The organism is Streptococcus gordonii (assembly GCF_001553855.1).
In the GTDB taxonomy this organism is placed as follows: domain Bacteria; phylum Bacillota; class Bacilli; order Lactobacillales; family Streptococcaceae; genus Streptococcus; species Streptococcus gordonii.
Window position 1 is genome coordinate 369,113 of record NZ_LQWV01000012.1, and the last position, 17,160, is coordinate 386,272.

15 protein-coding genes and 2 pseudogenes are annotated in these 17,160 nt (G+C 39.4%); 14 read left to right on the forward strand and 3 right to left on the reverse strand.

The annotated features are described in order from the left end of the window. Window positions 1–15 precede the first annotated feature (15 nt). The 5 genes from cysS (at window position 16) to AWH02_RS04785 (ending at window position 6,085) form a co-directional block, all read left to right on the forward strand. Window positions 16–1,359 carry a cysteine--tRNA ligase gene (cysS, locus tag AWH02_RS04765; protein ID WP_060553082.1) on the forward strand — a complete coding sequence of 448 codons (1,344 nt, stop codon included), beginning with the start codon at window positions 16–18 and terminating at the stop codon, window positions 1,357–1,359. After that, the gene (locus AWH02_RS04770; protein WP_045634341.1) at window positions 1,352–1,756 is read left to right on the forward strand and encodes a Mini-ribonuclease 3; all 405 of its coding nucleotides are present in this window, start codon (window positions 1,352–1,354) and stop codon (window positions 1,754–1,756) included. The genes cysS and AWH02_RS04770 overlap by 8 nt, the downstream gene beginning before the upstream one ends. Continuing rightward, a complete protein-coding gene (locus AWH02_RS04775) occupies window positions 1,743–2,618 on the forward strand; it encodes a helix-turn-helix domain-containing protein (RefSeq protein WP_060553081.1) in 876 nt (291 codons plus the stop codon). The genes AWH02_RS04770 and AWH02_RS04775 overlap by 14 nt, the downstream gene beginning before the upstream one ends. Before the next feature lie 108 nt (window positions 2,619–2,726). Further along, the gene (locus AWH02_RS04780) at window positions 2,727–3,857 is read left to right on the forward strand and encodes an ABC transporter ATP-binding protein (RefSeq protein WP_008808371.1); all 1,131 of its coding nucleotides are present in this window, start codon (window positions 2,727–2,729) and stop codon (window positions 3,855–3,857) included. 380 nt (window positions 3,858–4,237) lie between these two features. After that, window positions 4,238–6,085 (forward strand): APC family permease, encoded by a 1,848-nt coding sequence (locus AWH02_RS04785; RefSeq protein WP_060553080.1) that lies wholly within the window; start codon window positions 4,238–4,240, stop codon window positions 6,083–6,085. A 67-nt stretch (window positions 6,086–6,152) separates the two neighbouring features. On the opposite strand, the gene AWH02_RS04790 is transcribed toward AWH02_RS04785, so the two are convergent. Then, window positions 6,153–7,115, reverse strand: a complete 963-nt coding sequence (locus tag AWH02_RS04790) for an aromatic acid exporter family protein (RefSeq protein ID WP_060954910.1) — start codon at window positions 7,113–7,115, stop codon at window positions 6,153–6,155. Window positions 7,116–7,262: 147 nt separating this feature from the next. Here AWH02_RS04790 and rlmB point away from each other — a divergent pair, with 147 nt between their 5' ends. The 5 genes from rlmB (at window position 7,263) to rpsI (ending at window position 10,697) form a co-directional block, all read left to right on the forward strand. Beyond that, window positions 7,263–7,994, forward strand: a complete 732-nt coding sequence (gene rlmB / locus AWH02_RS04795) for a 23S rRNA (guanosine(2251)-2'-O)-methyltransferase RlmB (protein WP_060553078.1) — start codon at window positions 7,263–7,265, stop codon at window positions 7,992–7,994. Then, window positions 7,994–8,638, forward strand: coding sequence for a hypothetical protein (locus tag AWH02_RS04800; protein ID WP_060553077.1), 645 nt, complete (start codon window positions 7,994–7,996; stop codon window positions 8,636–8,638). Before rlmB ends, AWH02_RS04800 begins: the two co-directional genes overlap by 1 nt. Before the next feature lie 141 nt (window positions 8,639–8,779). Next, entirely contained in the window at window positions 8,780–9,643 is an 864-nt protein-coding gene (locus AWH02_RS04805) for a DegV family protein (protein ID WP_060553076.1), read from the forward strand. Window positions 9,644–9,838: 195 nt separating this feature from the next. Then, window positions 9,839–10,285 carry a 50S ribosomal protein L13 gene (gene rplM / locus AWH02_RS04810; RefSeq protein ID WP_003026230.1) on the forward strand — a complete coding sequence of 149 codons (447 nt, stop codon included), beginning with the start codon at window positions 9,839–9,841 and terminating at the stop codon, window positions 10,283–10,285. Window positions 10,286–10,304: 19 nt separating this feature from the next. Next, window positions 10,305–10,697: a 30S ribosomal protein S9 gene (rpsI, locus tag AWH02_RS04815; RefSeq protein ID WP_008808378.1), complete on the forward strand. Its 393-nt coding sequence runs from the start codon at window positions 10,305–10,307 to the stop codon at window positions 10,695–10,697. Window positions 10,698–10,784: 87 nt separating this feature from the next. On the opposite strand, the gene AWH02_RS04820 is transcribed toward rpsI, so the two are convergent. Next, the gene (locus AWH02_RS04820) at window positions 10,785–11,891 is read right to left on the reverse strand and encodes a tyrosine-type recombinase/integrase (RefSeq protein ID WP_060553075.1); all 1,107 of its coding nucleotides are present in this window, start codon (window positions 11,889–11,891) and stop codon (window positions 10,785–10,787) included. A gap of 188 nt (window positions 11,892–12,079) precedes the next feature. Between AWH02_RS04820 and AWH02_RS04825 the strand changes: the two genes are divergently transcribed. Further along, window positions 12,080–12,358, forward strand: coding sequence for a DUF6110 family protein (locus tag AWH02_RS04825; RefSeq protein WP_003075836.1), 279 nt, complete (start codon window positions 12,080–12,082; stop codon window positions 12,356–12,358). A 1-nt stretch (window position 12,359) separates the two neighbouring features. Beyond that, window positions 12,360–14,423, forward strand: a complete 2,064-nt coding sequence (locus tag AWH02_RS04830) for a heavy metal translocating P-type ATPase (RefSeq protein WP_060553074.1) — start codon at window positions 12,360–12,362, stop codon at window positions 14,421–14,423. 91 nt (window positions 14,424–14,514) lie between these two features. Here AWH02_RS04830 and AWH02_RS10670 read toward each other — a convergent pair. Then, window positions 14,515–14,794 (reverse strand): annotated as a pseudogene (locus AWH02_RS10670) (transposase); the annotation flags it as partial. Between AWH02_RS10670 and AWH02_RS04835 the strand changes: the two are divergent. Both AWH02_RS04835 and AWH02_RS04840 read left to right on the forward strand, forming a co-directional pair. Beyond that, a pseudogene (locus AWH02_RS04835) lies at window positions 14,780–15,571 on the forward strand (DUF389 domain-containing protein); the annotation flags it as partial. The pseudogenes AWH02_RS10670 and AWH02_RS04835 overlap by 15 nt on opposite strands. A 774-nt stretch (window positions 15,572–16,345) precedes the next feature. After that, window positions 16,346–16,933 carry an SMI1/KNR4 family protein gene (locus AWH02_RS04840; RefSeq protein ID WP_060553073.1) on the forward strand — a complete coding sequence of 196 codons (588 nt, stop codon included), beginning with the start codon at window positions 16,346–16,348 and terminating at the stop codon, window positions 16,931–16,933. Window positions 16,934–17,160 lie beyond the last annotated feature (227 nt).

Consider the following 17,160-nt stretch of genomic DNA (forward strand, 5'->3'; position numbering starts at 1 on the left):
AAGGGAGTGGACCGCATGATTAAAATTTACGACACCATGACCCGCAGCCTACGTGAATTTGTGCCCATTGAAGAGGGCAAGGTTCGCATGTATGTCTGCGGTCCGACGGTTTATAACTATATCCATGTCGGCAATGCCCGCTCAACAGTAGCTTTTGACACAGTTCGTCGCTATTTTGAGTATCGGGGCTACGAAGTTGCCTACATTTCCAACTTTACAGATGTAGATGATAAGATTATCCATCGCGCCAAGGAAGAAGGCATCACACCAAAAGAAGTGGCTGATAAGTATATCGCAGCTTTTCGCGAGGATGTCTCAGCTCTGGGTGTAAAACCTGCGACTCGTCATCCGCGGGTGGTGGAGTTTATGGCTGACATCATCCGTTTTGTTGAGGACTTGGTTGACAAAGGCTACGCCTATGAGTCAGAGGGCGATGTCTACTTCCGCGTGGAAAAGTCTCACAATTATGCCAAGTTAGCCAATAAAACCTTGGAAGATTTGGAGCTGGGTGCTTCAGGTCGTACCGATGAAGAAACGGCTCGCAAGGAAAATCCTGTAGACTTTGCCCTTTGGAAAGCTGCAAAACCAGGCGAGATTTCCTGGGACAGTCCTTGGGGACCTGGTCGTCCGGGCTGGCATATCGAGTGTTCGGTCATGTCAACAGAGATTTTGGGCGATACTATTGATATCCACGGTGGTGGAGCCGACCTTGAGTTTCCGCATCACACCAATGAAATCGCCCAATCAGAAGCCAAGACTGGTCAGACTTTTGCCAACTACTGGATGCATAATGGCTTTGTCAACATTGACGATGTTAAGATGTCCAAGTCCTTAGGTAATTTTATCACTGTTCACGATGCCCTGAAGACCATTGATGGTCAGGTGCTGCGTTTCTTCTTTGCTACCCAGCATTACCGCAAGCCCATTAATTTCACGGAAAAAGCAGTTCATGATGCAGCGACCAATCTTAAGTATTTGAAGAATACCTATGAGCAGCCTTTCACGGGTCAGGCAGACTCTGATCAGCTGCAAGCCTTTCTGGATAAATTCACCGCTGCTATGGACGAAGATTTCAATGCAGCCAATGGTATCACGGTTGTCTTCGAGTTAGCCAAGTGGATCAATTCTGGCAATTACACCGCTGAAGTTAAGGCAGCCTTTGCCAAGCTCTTAGAAGTTTTTGGTATTGCTTTTGTAGAAGAAGTTTTGGACGCAGACATTGAGCGCTTGATTGAGGAACGCCAAGTAGCGCGTGCCAATCGTGACTTTGCGACTGCAGACCGTATTCGAGATGACTTGGCCGCTCAGGGTATCAAGCTTTTGGATACTAAGGACGGAGTGAGGTGGACCCGTGACTGATGTCAACCTGATTAACGGTATTGCCCTCGCCTTTGAGGGAGATGCTGTCTACTCCATGTATATAAGACGTCACCTGATTTTTCAGGGATTGACCAAGCCCAATCAGCTGCATAGGGAAGCGACCAAGTACGTTTCTGCCAAGGCTCAGGCTAATCTCATCTCTCTCATGCTGGAAGAAGGGATTCTGACGGAGAAGGAAGAGGATATCTACAAGCGTGGCCGCAATGCCAACAGCCACACCAAGGCTAAGAATGCGGATATTGTTACCTACCGCATGTCTACAGGATTTGAAGCAGTCATGGGCTACCTGCATATGACTGGAGCAATCGAACGCTTAGAAGAATTAATTGACTGGTGTGTCAAACGAGTGGAGGAAGCTACTCATGAAAACAAATGAATTGCTGGCTTTATTTCCAAAGGCTAGTCTACAAGATAAACCCAGTCAAGATAGCCAGAAAGTCTCGCTTCGTCTTGATCGGCAACATTGGCTAGTTTTGGCGACAGAAGATTTAACAGATCGAGAACAGCAACTGCTTACTCTGCTGACAGAAAAAGAGTCCGTTTTTTCACAAAATCCCTGGTATAGGTATTTAGTATCTGAGTCTGAAGAAACGCTCCCCCATGAGGTTGAGACGCTACAGTTCATTCATTGTCACCTTTTTCATTATGAGGCAGAATCTATTTCGGCCTGGCTAGATATGATGCGAACTCTTTTGACCAATAAAATCGCTTATTTTCAGACTAGCCCGCAAGACTATATTTTTGTTCTTGATCAGGGGCAACAATTGGCCGTTAAAGATTTGCTGAGGGATGTCTTGTCAGCTGTTGAATATGACTTTAACCTGCGTTTGGCTGTTTTGATTGGACAAGTCTGGCCCAGATCGGTGAAAGACGAGTTGCCACAACTCTATCAAGCTGAGAACAACCTCTTCACTCAATGGTTGAATCGCTATCAGCAGTCTTTGGTTTTACCTTTCTCACAGCTCTTTTTATGGGGCTTAGACGAGGCTAAGGACACTCTTCTTCCTTTGAAGAAGAAACTGCATCAGCTTATAGAGGGGCAAGAGCAATTAACCGAGATTATCTTAGCCTTGTGGGAAAATGGAGCAGTTGTGACCAAGGCAGCTCAGCAACTTTATATTCATCGGAATACTCTCCAATATCGTTTGGATAAGTGGGAGGAGTTGACAGGCTTGCAGTTAAAAGAGTTGACGGATTTATCACTCTGTTACCATATCATTTTGAAAGATTTATTTTGATGTTTTGTGCAGGCTGCACAAAACATTTTTTTTATTTTAGGCAGTTTGCCATAGCATTGTAGAACGCTTTCAAATATAATAAGAGTATAAATTTAAAAGGAGCCTATTATGGTAGAATTAAACCTAAAAAATATTTACAAGAAATATCCAAATAGTGAACACTATTCTGTTGAAGATTTCAACTTGGAAATTCAAGACAAAGAATTTATCGTATTTGTAGGACCTTCAGGATGTGGTAAGTCTACAACTCTTCGTATGATTGCTGGACTTGAAGACATCACAGAAGGCGAATGTTCAATTGACGGCCGAGTTGTTAACGATGTGGCACCAAAAGATCGTGATATTGCCATGGTTTTCCAAAACTATGCCCTATACCCTCACATGACTGTATACGACAACATGGCCTTTGGTTTGAAATTGCGTAAATACAGTAAAGATGATATTGACAAACGTGTTCAAGAAGCTGCTGAAATCCTTGGTTTGAAAGAATTCTTGGACCGTAAACCAGCTGACCTTTCAGGTGGTCAACGTCAACGTGTTGCCATGGGACGTGCTATTGTCCGTGATGCAAAAGTATTCTTGATGGACGAGCCTTTGTCAAACTTGGATGCAAAACTTCGTGTATCCATGCGTGCTGAAATCGCTAAAATCCACCGTCGTATCGGAGCAACAACTATCTACGTAACACACGACCAAACAGAAGCGATGACTTTGGCTGACCGTATTGTTATCATGTCAGCAACTAAGAATCCATCAGGAACTGGTACAATTGGTCGCGTAGAGCAAGTTGGTACACCACAAGAACTTTACAAACACCCTGTCAATAAATTTGTTGCCGGCTTTATCGGAAGCCCAGCTATGAACTTCATCAATGTGAAGCTTGAAGGCAACGAGATCGTTACTGAAGGTGTAAGATTGAAAGTGCCAGAAGGGATCTTGAAAGTTCTGAAAGAAAAAGGCTACGAAGGTAAAGAATTGATTTTTGGTATCCGTCCAGAAGATATCAATACAGAGCCTGCTTTCCTTGAAACTTTCCCTGACTCAGTAGTACACGCAACAATCTCTGTATCAGAGTTGCTTGGTTCAGAATCTCACTTGTACTGCCAAGTTGGTAAAAACGAATTTATCGCAAAAGTAGATGCACGTGACTACTTGCAAACAGGTGCAGGAATCGATCTTGGATTTGACTTGAACAAAGCGCACTTCTTCGATAAAGAAACTGAAAAAACAGTTTATTAATGTTTTCTACAATGAAGAAAATTTAGTTATCAAAAACGAGCTTGGACATCCATGCTCGTTTTTTTCTGTCAAGATTTATCAATCCATACTTGATAGGCTCAAAACCTCATAGTTGAAGAGGTTATTTTTATAAGTGATAGCAAATGAACTTTGGGAAATATGAATTTGTTCTTCGAAGTTATTTCATTAGAGATGAGGAGCTTCACTTCTCATCTTCAAGGATAAGATAAATGAATCTTTCTCACAATCTATTAATTGCTACTAGCTCACACTGTTGAATAAAGAAATATTGTTTAAAACTTGAAAAAAACCAGAAAACTGTTGACATGTTTTCTGAAAAAGAGTAAAATAGCCCTTATTTTTTAATTGAGGAGGAACTTATGTTTTCCAAGTTAAAAGGATTTTTTATTGGACGCCCATTAAAATCCGGTAAAGAAGGAGAGGATGGTCATTTATTGACAAAACTACAGGCCTTGGCTATGCTCTCTAGTGACGCCTTATCTTCCATCGCTTATGGACCAGAGCAGGTAGTTCTGGTCTTAACTTCTGTTTCTGTCGGAGCGATTTGGTGGTCACTTCCTATAGGAATTGTTGTATTGGTTTTATTAGCGAGTTTAACAATTTCTTATCGTCAGGTTATCCATGCTTACCCTCAAGGAGGAGGAGCTTATATGGTAACGACAGAAAATCTTTCTCCAACAGCTGGCTTAATTGCGGGTGGAAGTTTACTGGTAGACTATATGTTGACTGTAGCTGTTTCAGTTGCTTCTGGAGCGGATGCCATTACCTCAGCTATTCCTGTCTTACACCCTTACAATTTACACATCTCGGTCTTGCTAGTCCTCTTATTGATGCTAATGAATTTACGAGGTCTAAAAGAATCAGCGACTTCCTTAATGGTTCCTGTCTATCTTTTTATTGTCAGCACGTTACTGTTGATTGGTTTTGGTTTTGTGCAAATCATGACAGGAAACTTGGAATATCACGCAACTGCTCATATTGGCACTCCTATTACTGGAGTAAGTTTGATCTTGTTGCTCCGTGCATTTACCAGTGGTTCAGCTTCCTTGACTGGAGTGGAAGCCATATCTAATTCAGTTCCCTTTTTCAAGAAGCCAAAGGCTCACAATGCTGCAAGAACCCTATCAATTATGGCTTTAATCCTAGGAATCATGTTTGCAGGAATCACTTTTTTAAACTATTGGATTGGGATTGTTCCTGTCAAAGGTGTAACTACCTTGGCTCAGATGGCTCAGGCTATCTTGGGAAGTTCTCCACTTGGTCGTATCTTATTCTATATTTTTCAATTGTCAACAGCTTTGATCTTGGCAGTTGCGGCTAATACAGGATTCTCAGCTTTTCCAGTGCTTTCCTACAATATGGCTAAGAATAAATATATGCCACATATGTACATGGAAAAGGGGGACCGACTCAGCTATTCTAATGGGATTTTTACATTAGCCTTTGGTGCCATTGCTCTCTTGTGGATTTTTAAGGGGAATACAGAGCGTTTGATCCCACTGTATACCATTGGTGTATTTGTGCCCTTTGCCCTCTCTCAAACTGGTATGGTTGTCCATTGGAAGAAAAAGTTTGGAAAAGATTTCTTGAAGCATTCAATTGCGAATATCCTTGGTGCTGTTATTTGTTACGGGATTGTTCTTATTTTACTTTTATTCCGTCTGCGAGATATTTGGCCTTTCTTTCCCATTATCATTGTCTTGACCTGGCTGTTCTTAGCTATTAAACAGCACTATAATAGGGTCGCGAGACAGCTGAGATTAGAAGAACATATTGAGCGTCAGAATTACACAGGCAATACAGTAATTGTACTAGTCGGAAATGTTACCAGAGTTAGTGTTGGGGCGATGAGCTATGCTCGCAGTATTGGCGACGATGTCGTCGCAATGCACGTCTCAACAACTGAAACTGCTAAAAAGGATGCTGAAGTCGCAGAGGAATTTGCTGACTATTTCCCTGATATTCGATTTGAGACTGTTACGACTAGCTACCGCAATATCATTACTCCAACAGTGCAGTATGTGATCAAGGTAGCAAAGCGGGCTAAAAAAGAAGGAAGGACAGTGACAGTCTTGGTTCCTCAGTTTATCCCGAAAAAGAGCTGGCAAAATATCCTTCATAATCAAATGAGTTTAAAATTGAAATATTATCTAAAGTGGTACGAAGATATTGTAGTCGCAAGCTATTCTTATCACTTAAAAGAATAAACTACTTTCTTAATGTAAAAAAGGAACCAAATTGTTTTGGTTCCTTCTGTATTTTGTGTAGAAAGAGTTAGTTTGTTTCTTCTTGATAATTCCTATAAAAATCAACCTTTAACTCAATAAAGGTCTCCAAGTCCCGCAGGAGCTGAAGGAGCGTAGCGCGGGTTTCAAATTCCTGACGAGTCTTAGGAAGTGGCCGTTTTCGAAAGACTGCCAGATATTCCTCGATTTCATCCAGCAAATCATGGCCTGGATTTTCTTGACTTAACTGTTTGGCTGTTTTTAAAAAGAGTTTAGCCAATATGAAGCTTTCACTAGCCGCTAGGCGACAAGTATTGATATTACCAGCCATATCCAGCAAGATGCGATTCTGTGCTCTTCGCATTTCAAAATAGTGAATATGGTAGTTGGTTTGATGGAAGAGATGGTTGGAGTGGTCCAGATAGACCAACTGTAAGGCCTGTTCTAGAGTGGTATCAAGCTCTTTTATTAGGGTCGCTTCGTTTCGGCCGTCTCCAGACTTTAAAAAGTATTCAAAGCGAAGGAGAATCTTTTTCAGTTGTTCTTCCACTTGCTCATGATAGCTGTCAATCTCCTCTTGGCGCGAGGGCATGTAGAGATTGGCTAAAAGAGCAAAGCCAGTTCCAATGAGAAATAGAGCAAGCTCGTTACCAAGAAGTAGCCAAGAGGTGGATTTTTCTAAGAGCAGATGAGAGACCAGGACAGTGCTGGGGGTAATGCCAATTTCCCATCCAAGTTGAAAAGCTAGCGGAACGTAGATTGCGATATAGAGGGCCAATGCTCCGAGATTAAAGCCTAGAAAGCGAAAGGCTAAGCTTCCAATAGCCAGAGCCAATATGGTCGATAAAAAGCGGTCTCTGGCTAGTCTAGCTGTGCTCCTGCGAGTATCGCTAACACTCAAAAGAGCAATAATACCAGCAGAGACTGAATAAGCTAATCCTAAAGTTTTTGCTTGCCAAGCCGCTAGGCAGGTGGCGAGCATCAGTTTGATCGTTCGGTGGAGAAGGGACATATGCGTCAACTTTCTTTTTCTAGAGTCGCTTTATTATATCATGACTAGAGTATAAAGTTGGTTAGGATGATTCCTTCAATTCGGATTTCTTGTTCTGTTCAATAAAAGCTGTCGCAATTTAGGAGGCATTTATGTTATACTGAAGACATGGAAAAAAACGATATTGTCTATGGTGTGCATGCGGTGATAGAGGCTCTCGCAGCTAACACTGGAAATAAACTCTACATTCAAGACGATCTGCGTGGTAAAAAGGTCGATAAAATCAAAGATTTAGCTGCAGAAAAAAAGGTTTCGATCTCCTGGACGCCCAAGAAGACCTTGCAGGAAATGACTGACGGAGCCGTTCACCAGGGCTTTGTTCTGCGAGTGGCTGAGTTCGCCTATACTGACTTTGAGGTACTCTTGAAAAAAGCAGAGCAGGAAGACAATCCTCTCTTATTGATTTTGGACGGGCTGACTGACCCGCACAATTTTGGCTCTATCTTGAGGACGGCTGACGCAACCAATGTGGCTGGAGTCATCATTCCCAAGCACCGGGCAGTCGGTGTGACACCAGTTGTGGCTAAGACCTCAACGGGTGCCATTGAGCATATTCCTATTGCTCGTGTGACCAATCTCAGCCAGACTCTGGACAAGCTCAAGGAAGCTGGTTTCTGGATTTTCGGTACAGATATGCAGGGGACGCCTTCCCATAAATGGAATACGGCAGGCAAGCTAGCCCTCATCATTGGCAATGAAGGCAAGGGTATTTCCAGCAACATCAAGAAGCAGGTGGACGAAATGCTGACGATTCCCATGAATGGCCATGTCCAAAGCCTCAATGCCAGCGTCGCAGCAGCTATTCTCATGTATGAAGTCTTTAGAAATCGGGTGGGCTAATGCAAGTGCTTGGAAGTTATGAGTTAGAAAAATATCAAACAGAAAAGTTTGAACCGATTATTTATGATATCTATCATAATAAAGGAGAAGATAATTATTGCTTTTGCTTTGAAATCACTGAGGAAGCAGATCAGTATCCCTTAGAGGATTTATTGACCCAATATTCCTTGAATTGCACGGATTTATACGGTCAAGGAAGTCAGGTAAATGGTGCTTTGAAATACCTAATTGAGGTCGAAACCTTATCCATTGATAAGGCGGATTTCATCAGCATTCTCAATTTTTCTACAATTTTAAATAAAGAGATTGTGAATTATGTAAAAGGAAAATATGAGTACCTTGCTGAAAAGAGGTGTATGAGTTCCTTTTATATGGGAGCTCAAAAAGTTGAAGTTCCTGTGCTTGCTTACCGAAGTGACAACTCTGGGATGGTTTCTTTTCAAAATAAATATCCAGAAGGACAATTAACAAATTTATTTTTAGAAGATAAAAAATATGATGTTGAGTGTTTAGATGGGGAATGGACCTGTATTGAATTGCTTAATGATAGAGCAAACCTGATTTTAAAAGATTCACAAGATGAATATTTTCAATATATTTTTGATTTGAAAGGCTTTCAAGGTGTCAGTCCTGTTTTAGATTGACCGAGCGAAATAACTTTCCTAAAAAGCAAGAATGTTTAATAGTTAGCCCCAATAAGGTGGTCATTCAAAGCACCACTAATAACCCGCTTATGTCCATGGAGAAGCCTCTCTGTGGGAACTAAAAAATGATGGAGAAATAAGATGACCTTTAAAATTTTAACGGATTCTACAACAGACCTGTCTGAAAAATGGGCAGCTGAACACGATGTTACAATCCTAGGCTTGACCATTCAGCTGGATGGAGTGACCTATGAAACAGTAGGGGAAAACAAACTAACCAGTAAAACCTTACTTGAAAAGATGAAGGCAGGAAGTCAACCAACTACCAGCCAAATTAATGTAGGTCAGTTTGAGGATGTCTTTAGAGAATACGCAAAAGCTGGCACGCCGCTGTTGTATGTAGCTTTTGCTTCCTTGCTATCTGGAACCTATCAAAGTGCAGTTATGGCTCGGGACATAGTCTTGGAAGACTATCCTCAAGCTGTGATTGAGATTCTTGAGAGTCGGGCTGCTTCTATGGGGGAAGGGCTTCTGGTAATGAAGGCTGTCGAAGCACGATCAGAAGGTAAATCACTAGCTGAGACCTTGGATATTTTACTAGCTTTGCGACCAAAAGTTCAAACCTATTTCTTAGTGGATGATCTGAATCACTTGGTGCGGGGCGGAAGGATTTCAAAAACAGCTGCCATGATCGGTAGTCTGGCTAGTATCAAGCCAATTATTGCAGTTCAAGCGGATGGGAGCTTGAAACCAATTGCTAAGGTGAGAGGAAAGAAGAAGGCTCAAGCAGAGTGTGTTCGCATGCTTTTAGAAAATATAGCAGATGATCGGGCAGTGATTGCTCATGCAGATGCTGATCAGGATGCTGAGAATCTGAAGGAACAGCTCTTAGCAGATGGTCGAGTGAAAGAAGTCTTGATTGAGCCGCTTGGACCAGTTATTGCAACCCACGTTGGACCAGGAACCTTAGCCTTATTTGGCTTCGCAAAAAACGACCGAGATTAAGAAACAAACTTGAAAACGAAAACAAGCTAAAAAGTGAAATATTTCCGGCAAAGATATTGACTTTTGGCCTAAAAATTTGGTATGATAGTAGGCGGTATTGTTTACCCCATTTGTAAGGCCCCGGAACCTTTCAAATAACTTGCGGACCGGAACATCCGCCCTGTAAACAAAAACGATATTCAAATAGGAGAAATCATGAACAAAACAACATACATGGCTAAGCCAGGTGAAGTTGAACGCAAATGGTACGTAGTTGACGCTACTGATGTACCTCTTGGACGCCTTTCTGCTGTTGTAGCAAGCGTACTTCGTGGAAAAAACAAACCAACATTCACACCACACACTGATACAGGTGACTTCGTAATCGTTATCAACGCTGAAAAAGTTAAATTGACTGGTAAAAAAGCTACTGATAAAGTTTACTACACTCACTCAATGTACCCAGGTGGATTAAAATCTATCACTGCTGGTGAACTTCGCTCTAAGAACGCTGTTCGTTTGATCGAAAAATCAGTTAAAGGTATGCTTCCACACAATACTCTTGGCCGTGCTCAAGGTATGAAATTGAAAGTATTTGTAGGCGCTGAGCACACTCACGCTGCACAACAACCAGAAGTTCTTGATATTTCAGGACTTATCTAAGGAAAGGAACAAATAAGCTATGTCACAAGCACAATATGCAGGTACTGGACGTCGTAAAAACGCTGTTGCACGCGTTCGCCTTGTTCCAGGAACTGGTAAAATCACTGTAAACAAAAAAGATGTTGAAGAGTACATCCCACACGCTGACCTTCGCTTGGTTATCAACCAACCATTCGCAGTTACTTCAACTGCTGGTCAATACGACGTTTTCGTAAACGTTAATGGTGGTGGTTATGGAGGACAAGCAGGAGCTATCCGTCACGGTATCGCTCGTGCCCTTCTTCAAGTAGACCCAGACTTCCGCGATTCTCTTAAACGCGCTGGACTTCTTACTCGTGATGCTCGTATGGTAGAACGTAAGAAGCCAGGTCTTAAGAAAGCTCGTAAAGCATCACAATTCTCAAAACGTTAATCAATACGATTATATCAACGTTTCGAAACACTTCATGGTTCACACCATGGAGTGTTTTTTTGATGATTTTTAGCAAAATTCACACCATTACTTTTTAAGATTACGAAAGGCAATTTCTCCAACAGCCATTGGGATTACGTTTGAAGTGTTGACATAAGTCTTAGTTGTAATCGTATCACTATGAGTGAGTGCTTCAGAAATAGCTTCCATAGAGGTTCCAGCCTGTTTAGCGAGTGTAGCTCCTGTATGTCGTAATTTATGAGGGGTTGCATGTGCGAGTTCTGGATGACGACGCTTAACAGATTTCATCTTGTTGTTAAGATAATCAGCATGGAGACAACTGTTTACATTTCCCTTTGTATCAATATACGTAAAAACATACTGTTCAGGAGTTTGCATGATGTTAAATGAAGCCAGTTCAGATTTTTGTTGTTTCTTCCAAGAATTTAACAAGTCGGTAAGTTCTTGTGGAATCGAAAAAATCGTCTTTTTATTCCTTTTAGTTGACTTTTGATTTTTATATCGATCTAAGGCTTGAACCAATTGAATTTGTTTATTTTTGAAATCAATATGTTTCCATTGCAAAGCGTAGCTCTCTGACTTTCTATCTCCTAAAAAGAAGGTAGTATAGAACAAAACATAGTCTTTGAATAGAATTTTTTCAGTCTCTAAATCCTTTTCAAAAGCTGTAAACCATGCTTGAAGTTCTTCTTGAGATAGAAATAAATCTTCATCTTTTTTAGATTCCTGTAGCTTGATTTTCTTAGTGGCTTTGATACGGCTTATAGTTTTTGATAAGCGATTAGTTTCGATATACTCTAATTCTTCTGCCCAGTCAAAGATAGAGTTAACGTAGCTCCTGATAACTTTGAAATTTGCATATTCTTCAGCCTTTTGAGTCAATAGATTTAGTACAACTTGCTTATTTTGATTAAGAAAGTCTATTGAATAATTCCCAAGTAAGGGTAAGATGTGTTTTCTAAAAGCAATTTCTGTTCCAACTATAGTTGCTTGAGAAGGTGGTTTAGCAGTAGAAGTAGTCTGACCTGCTTTGTAGGATTCCCACCAAACGTTTTGATAGAAATCTGAAAAAAGGATAGAACCACTATTTTCTAATGAGACTGAATCTCCACTATGAATTTTATCAATCTTATTTTGAAGTTCTAGTTCATATTTTTTTGCTTCAATCCTTATTTGATTAACACTCCGTAACTCTACTTGAGTGTTTACACATAATTATTGACAGTATCAAAAAATAAAGTATATTGTTTTCATTATAATATAATTAGATATCAGTATAGAGAATTTTATCTATATATCAGATATCAGCAATTGCTTTTGCTGTCATTTTTCGCTACAATAGTTACAAGGAGGAAATAAACATGTTAAAAGAAGTATTAAACGTCGCAAAAGTTGCGAAAAAATCATCTCTCTTCTTAGGAGGGGTAGCATTTGGGACGCTTGGCTTGAAAGTCTTAGCAAGTAAAGAAGCTAAAAAAGCCTATTCTAAGGCCTTGGCTAAAGGTTACAAATTGAAAGATGGACTGGATGCATCTGTTTCTGTTGTAAAACAACACGGTGATGATGTTTTACAAGACGCTAAATATTTATACGAACAGGAAAAGAAAGAAGAACAATTAGATAGCCTGATAGGTGAATAATATGTCTTTTAAAGTGCTACACAGAGGATATCAACATATCCGATTGTCATCCTCGTTTTCACTGACCTTGGATATTCAAGCTTATCTTCGTTCCTTGGCTAGAGATGAAAAAGGGATCGACTCTATTCAGTTTTATATGGATCAGCAGCACTTTACTCTACGTATGAGAGAAGGCTTCTCTGTATTAGAAAATGCAGAGGCCTTTTTAAAAAGAATTGATAAGGGGAAAGTTTCGGACTTGATGACTCTTCCCATTCGTAGAGAAGAGAGTGCTTATTCAATTGTATCGGGTGCAGCGATTAAGCGTTGTCTGTTTCGAAGTTTTGTACCCTACCCTATTCGTTATATTTGGACTTGTTATCAGGCTTTGGGTTATGTCAAAGAAGCCTATCAAACTTTAGCGCGCAAGGAACTAACCATGGAAGTCTTGGACTGTTCGGCCATTTTGTTGTCCTTGTTTATGAACCAATCCAAGACAGCTAGCAACATCATGTTTATGCTTGATCTGGGTAATCATCTGGATCAGTGGTCTTTGAAAAAAACAGCAACAGATTTGGAACAAAGCCTTCTTGCTAAAGAAAGTGATGTTTTCTTAGTGCAGGGAGACATGGTCATCAGCATCAAGAGTTCTGATGTTCAAGTAGGTGATGTATTAGTTGTCTCCCAAGGGAATGAAATCTTGTTTGACGGCCAAGTGGTTTCAGGATTAGGCATGGTCAATGAGAGTTCCTTGACTGGAGAGAGCTTCCCTGTTGAAAAGAAAGAGGGAGATTCTGTATGTGCGAATACTGTTTTGGAAACAGGAGAGTTAAGAATTCGTGTGACTGATAATCAGATAAACAGTCGTATTTTGCAACTCATCAATCTGATGAAAAAATCTGAAGAGAGTAAGAAGACAAAACAACGTCATTTTATTAGGATGGCAGACAAGGTTGTAAAATATAACTTCTTAGGTGCTGGTTTGACTTATCTGTTAACAGGTTCGTTTTCAAAAGCCATTTCCTTTTTATTGGTGGATTTTTCATGTGCTCTAAAAATATCCACACCTGTAGCCTACCTTACGGCCATAAAGGAAGGTCTAAATCGAGAAATGGTTATTAAAGATGGTGATGTATTAGAAAAATATCTGGAAGTGGATACTTTCTTGTTTGATAAAACGGGTACCATCACGACGAGTTATCCTTTGGTTGAAAAGGTTCTTCCTTTCGGAGATTATACTGAGAAAGATATTTTAAGAATAAGTGCATGTTTGGAGGAACATATCTATCATCCTATTGCCAATGCAATTGTTAAACAAGCTGAAATTGAAGGCATTGAACACGAAGAAATGCATGGCAAGCTTCAGTATGTTGCAAGCAAAGGGATTAAATCGCAAATTGATGGTCAATCGGTTGTCATTGGAAATTATGTACTAATGCAAGACGAACAGGTAAGAATTAGTTCTGAGCAGCTGGCCTTGATTGAGCAATATAAGACTCATTACAATTTATTGTTTTTGGCTTATAAGAAAGAATTAATTGGGATGTTTTGTATCCACACTCCCTTGAGAAGCGAGGCGAAAGCTGCATTGAAAAAGCTAAAACGCCAAGGGAAAAAACTGATTCTGGCAACTGGTGATACGTTGGCTAGAACAGAAGAGTTGGTTAAAGATCTGCCATTTGACAACGTCTATACTGATTTAAAACCAGATGGTAAGTTTCAGTTAGTTCAGGAATTACAGAAAGCTGGCCGAACTATTTTGATGGTTGGAGACGGGTTAAACGACTCTGCTGCCTTGACGCTTGCAGATATTGGGGTTGTGATGAATGAAAGTGCTGATATTTCTAAGCAGATGAGTGATATTTTATTATTAGATAATCGTTTAGATTTCTTCGAGGAATTGAATTCTTTATCTGAATCGTTGCAGGAATTAATTCAAAGAAATATTCAAGAAACAGTTGTAATAAATGGAAGTTTAATTGGATCTGGGTTGTTAAATTGGTTAAGCCCATCTAATCTTTCGATATTGCACAATCTGACTACTTTAAGAATCGTCCTTCGTAGTCTTTCTATTAAAAGTAGGTAAGAGACCGAGAACCTGAGGTTATAAAAACTAAAAGGAGTTGTCTCATTTGAGAATAACGGCTCTTTGTCAACTGTAGTGGGTTGATGGAAAATTATACCCTGGAGAGGACCAAATTGGTTCTCTCCTTTTTGATGTTCAATGCAATGAGGATTCTAGTTTTGAAGTTTTAAAGTTCCGGAAGCCAAAGCATTTCGTTTGATGATCTTGATGAGGTTATTAGTAGCTTCTAGTTTTGCGTTTGAGTAGGGCGGTTCTAGTGCATTTATGATCTTGCCCTTATCTTTCAAAAAGGTCTTAAAAACAGTTTGAAAAATAGGATTTACACAAGAAATTGTTTCTTCAATAAGCTCAAAGAGATGGTCAGCTTGCTTGTATCGACTCTGTATTTTTGGATTTCTCCCTTATCTTATGCAAGTAGCGAGTTGATTGCACGAACCTCTCCAACCATTTGGGATGTTCTCATTGATATTGCTGGTGGGATAGCAGGTGTCATTGGTTCAAGAAAAAAAGAAGCAAACAATATCGTGCCAGGAGTAGCCATTGCAACAGCTTTGATGCTACCTATCTGTACTGCAGGCTATGGTTTAGCTAATGGAAATGTACGATTTTTATTTGGGGCTCTCTATCTTTTCTTGATTAACTGTGTCTTTATCATGCTAACCAACATTGTTGGAACAAGAATTTTGATGAGAAAATCTCCTTTAAGTTCATTTAAAGAGCTAAACATTAAAATGAAAATTGGCTTGATATCCTTGATTGTATTATTGGTTCTTCCAGCCAGTTATTCAGCAGTCACTCTGACGATAGATCAAGCGCGAAAAGAAGGGATCAAACAGTTTGTAGGAAAAGAGTTCGCCAATCATACGGTCATTAATCAAGTCTACAAGTCAAGGAATAATGAATTGGTCTTGACGGTTGTTGGAGATCCAATTTCAGAAGAAGAATTAGAAACCATTCGCCAAAAACAAGCCTCTTACGGTATTCAATCTGTTCAATTGAAAGTCAATCAAGTCCATAATTCGACAAAATTAGATAGTGAGACGACCAAGGAATTTTACGAAAACATTGACAAGTATATCGATCAAAAACTCTCTGAAAAAGATTCACAAAACGATCTCGTAAAAGAAAATGAAGCAGACAAGGATTGAGGACGATGAACTGAATAGGTTTTTATGCCGTGTTTTTCTTGTTTGTTCTTCTTTCTTACCTATAACGAAATAAAATTGATGAATACGAGATTTTTCTTTAGATGAAAGAAAGTACATAGAAGTAAGGGGTAGTATAAATGAGTAAAGTATTTTACTGAAAATTCAATTTATAAAAAAACAACCAGAAAGAANNTTCTTTCTGGTTGTTTTTTGATAACGGAGGTTTGCTCAAATGCTATAAGAAATAAATTAGGAGGTCTATCATCTAAAAAAATGTATGTAACAAAAAATAATTTAACTAATGGTGTGAACTTTTTAGTATTTATCAGCTCAATTCGTGTATTTTTAGGATAAAGTTCACACTATTTAAATGAAATATATCCAAATTAGATGAAATTGTTCTTTCTGAAAACGTGGGAAAACATTGATTTTAAGCCCATCTTGAAACTTATTCAAATAGAAATGTTTCCAACCAGGCTTGAAAAAGGCTCGTAAAGCATCACAATTTAGTAAACGTTAAAACTTATTTACACTTATTGAAAGCATTTCGTATCAAAAATACGGGATGCTTTTTCTGTCTAGCTTAATTTTACAAGTTAGGTAATTAAAAGTTAGAATTTGGCCATAAATTATGATATAACTTAAGTAAGTGATAAGTATTTAATGTATTTCTTGTGATATTCTAATTTAATAAATTGGAATTCTATCAATATTTTGAACATATTTTGAGATGAAACATTTGATGGGTAAGAGAAATCAAAAAAGGAGGTTCTTATGTGTATAGTTGACCAAGTTAAGAAAATAGCAACTTATATTTGTGAAGCTTTTGAAGACTGGGGTTTGGATGATCCTGTAGAGGAAGGATACCTGGAAGATTATCAGGAAATTTCTGGAGCATCTGAGGAGGAAATTCAGGAGTTTGAGAAGAGACTTGGAATTTCTCTCCCCGATGAACTTAAGGAAGTCTATCGCTACAAAAACGGCAGTAAATTCTTAGCAGTCTTACCCTGTGTGATTGACCAAAGAGAAATGGCTTTTTCTCTGATGAGTTTGCAGGAAATAGAAGCTGGGAAAAGATATTTTCAAAATAGGGATGCCCTGTTAACGGAATTTCCCGACTATTTTTCGAGCAAAGATGTTGAAGAAATGCGTGATAGTAGAGTTAAACCCTATCTTTTTAATAAGAAATGGCTTCCTTTTGCGGAATATTGCGATTCTTGTTATCTCATGCTTGATTTTGATCCAGACCAGGAGGGGCAAGAAGGGCAGATTATTTGCTACATTCATGATCCTGATGAGATTATCTATGTGGCAAAAAGTTTTACGGAGCTGATTGAAGGGATAATGGAAGTGATCGTATAAAAGAGGGTAGTATATTCCCCTATTTAAAAAATATTGATTCATATTTTATGAAATTAATCAGTAGATATCATTCTGAAAAGCCTTGATATGACGTTGTTTTTAGTCCAACTGAAACTCATACTTTCCAAGCCAGGCTTGAAAAAAGCTCGTAAAGCATCACAATTCTCAAAACGTTAATTCGTTGCTGGGAAGCACAATACAAACGAAAATACTTTGCAACTTGCAAG